Raw genomic sequence first — 2,640 nt, 5'->3', positions numbered from 1 at the left:
CGGGAAGGTCTGCTCACTCAGGCCATAATGGCCTGATCCGATCTCTATGGTCGTCCCTGCCCGATGTGCTCCAGCATACGACGCGGTTGCTGTGAGCCGGGCCTGCCGGCATCACGGACGTCTCCCGGTTACTTGTTCCGCCGCCTGTCATCGCCAACGTGAGCGCAAAGGGGCGTCACAGTGAGTTATGGCCATCGCGGTCAGCGGTACGGGATGTCCGGCGATCCCGGTCCCCGGGAGCCGACGTTCGAGGAGTGGACTGCGAGCCTGCGGGCCGCGGGATTCCAGTTGTGCCCTCGTAGCTGCGCCGTACCGGTGGAACTGCGCGGACTGCGTCCGGACGGGTTCGGGTTCCATCTGCGGTGTCGCGGAGTGCGGGTGAAACTGTCGCTGTTTCGCCCCGGGCGTGCGATGTGGCAGCTTCCGTTCTGGGATCCGCAGTGGGTCCCGGAGGAGGGCCTGTCGCTCTGGGTGAACTATCCGATGGACCACCCCTCGCTCGGACACCGGCCCTTCGGGCACCCAGCTCCCTCCGGCCTGAATACGGATGATGGTACACACACCGGAAATCCAATGAATAATAGCTATATTCACAACAGTGTCCGTATGGTGTTCGACCATGGGGAGGCGCCGGATCACCAGGTTGTCTTCGACGGCGGGCAGGAATGCGGCTGGCGTGGCCACGAGGCGGGACTCCTACGGCCCGCGGCTGCGGCAACGTTCTTCGCCCGGCTGATGCGCGAGGCGGATCCGGCTACCGATCTTGGCTCGGCCCTGTTGGTGCCCAGGGCACGGGTGGGTGAGCCGATCCCGATGCAGGCCGCGGTGGAGTAGAAGCTACTCAGTAGGGGCCGTCTGCCACACCCGTCCGGTCTGCTGTAAGCTTCAAGAGCTCCAGGGGGTGTAGCTCAGCCTGGTAGAGCGCCTCCCTCGCACGGAGGAGGCCAGGGGTTCGAGTCCCCTCACCTCCACGGGCTTTCTCGGCGTGCTCGCTGAACTACGTTCAGCTTCGCCGTTGGCCGCGATGTCTGCCCGGGGGGGCGACCCCCCGGACCCCCCGATGCCGAGCTTCGCTCGGCCGGGCGGGTTCGAGGGTCCACACGTATCCGCAAGTCAAGGCCTTGATCAGGTTAGTCTGATCAAGGCTTTTGATCATTTTTCCGTCATTCGTCCGTGGGATCGGGTGGCAGGGAGCGGTACCCCTCAGGACCAGCTGGTGGTGATCCTCACCACCAGGCATGTGTTGCGGGCGTTCTCACCTTGGGCGAGAGCAGTACTTGAACAGGCGTCAGCCGTACTCGTCCGGGGTGCATGATAGTGATCGAATAGGAGTAACTGGGTGTGGTAGGTGGCGCTGATTCTCCGGCGGTAGGTGGTGCGGTCACGCCGAGACCAGTCCCACCTTTACGATCTTTCATGTCTGGCTCGGGATCGATGCGTTCGGTGGAAGGGCCGGTCGCAATGATGACGGCATGGGGGAATCTCGGACACGACGCACCGGCCTGATCACGCTGCTGCTACTGGTCGCGTCGACCGGCGCCACGGGTGTGGTGGCCTGGTTACTGCGGCCGGATTCGGCGATCGCCTGGGTCGGGGTGGTGGGCGGTGTCGTGGGCCCGGCAGGGCTGTGGCTGACCTGGACGTCCTACCGGGACGACCGGGCCGACGCAGCTACCGGCCTGACCTTGGAGCAGGTCGCCGATCAGATCGCGGCCGCGGTCCGCCGTCAGTGGACGGCCGAGGCGGAGCTGCGCCGGCTCAACGATCCGTACGCGTTGCCGGTGCGCTGGCAGCCGGCGGATCCCGGGATGGTCGAGGACTGGGCGGCGCTGGTCCGGCTCGCGACCGCGGGCGGTGCCGGGTGGCCGTCCCCACCGCCGGTGGGGCGGTGGGCGGCCGGCCCGGCCGGGCCGGCCGGAGGCGCCGGCGACCTGGTCGAGGTGCTCGACCGGGTGCCCACCGGCCGGCTGGTCGTGCTCGGCGAGCCGGGAGCCGGCAAGACGATCATGCTCGTGCGTCTGGTGTGGTGGACCTATTACCACCAGGCTTTGAGGGTCTTGTAGGGCGACCGCCACGGGGCCAGCTGTGCGGCAACCACCGCGAAACCCCATTGGGGAGGGGGAGGAGCCTGAGGATCGACGAGGCTAGGGAGCCAAGCGTTGAAGAGGAGGCCGAGCGGTACCACAGCGGCGAGGAAGATGGCCGCCGCCGCGATGGCTACCAACCATCCCGCCCAGGCGTAGCCGTTCGCGTTGGTCGCCGGCTGATGGCGCACTAACTGCCAGACGATCTCCGACGTTGCCACGCCGCTGATGCCGACGACCAGCAGGCTGAGAAGGAACGTCGGGACCCCGACCGACGCGAGTGCCTGGCGCTTCATCGCTTCCGGATCGCCTGCCCTCACAGCGCGCGAGGTGTAGCGATAGCCGAACCAGATGACGGCGCCGATAACCATGAAGCAGATGACAACGAGCAGAACCGCTCCGATGCCGTTGCCCACGACGGACCAGAAAGAGGAGTGTCAGGGGATCTTGATCGGTAATCTCCAGAGTAAGGCCGTGACCTGCAGAGACGCTTGAACATCGCTGTCCGTTACACCGTTTCTTGGGCAGACCCAACGTGCACATTGCGATCATCTCG

At 66.1% G+C, this 2,640-nt stretch carries 3 protein-coding genes and 1 tRNA gene; 3 read left to right on the top strand and 1 reads right to left on the bottom strand.

What is annotated here, in order from left to right; all coding sequences use genetic code 11:
* Positions 1-378: 378 nt before the first annotated feature.
* From DD1DGNOD_RS10090 to DD1DGNOD_RS10080, 3 genes are all read left to right on the top strand, one after another.
* The gene (locus tag DD1DGNOD_RS10090; RefSeq protein WP_131769971.1) at positions 379-834 is read left to right on the top strand and encodes a hypothetical protein; all 456 of its coding nucleotides are present in this window, start codon (positions 379-381) and stop codon (positions 832-834) included.
* Between the two features lie 63 nt (positions 835-897).
* Positions 898-971 (top strand) — tRNA-Ala (locus DD1DGNOD_RS10085).
* A 501-nt stretch (positions 972-1,472) separates the two neighbouring features.
* A complete protein-coding gene (locus DD1DGNOD_RS10080; RefSeq protein ID WP_131764654.1) occupies positions 1,473-2,063 on the top strand; it encodes a hypothetical protein in 591 nt (196 codons plus the stop codon).
* Here the strand turns inward: DD1DGNOD_RS10080 and DD1DGNOD_RS10075 are convergent.
* Positions 2,036-2,500 carry a hypothetical protein gene (locus DD1DGNOD_RS10075; RefSeq protein WP_131764655.1) on the bottom strand — a complete coding sequence of 155 codons (465 nt, stop codon included), beginning with the start codon at positions 2,498-2,500 and terminating at the stop codon, positions 2,036-2,038. The two genes, DD1DGNOD_RS10080 and DD1DGNOD_RS10075, sit on opposite strands and share 28 nt — an antisense overlap.
* Positions 2,501-2,640: the final 140 nt, after the last annotated feature.

Origin of the sequence: Candidatus Protofrankia californiensis (assembly GCF_900634765.1) — a bacterium.
In the GTDB taxonomy this organism is placed as follows: domain Bacteria; phylum Actinomycetota; class Actinomycetes; order Frankiales; family Frankiaceae; genus Protofrankia; species Protofrankia californiensis.
The sequence above is the reverse complement of the archived record's forward strand: the minus strand, read 5'-3'. Positions and strand labels throughout refer to the sequence as shown.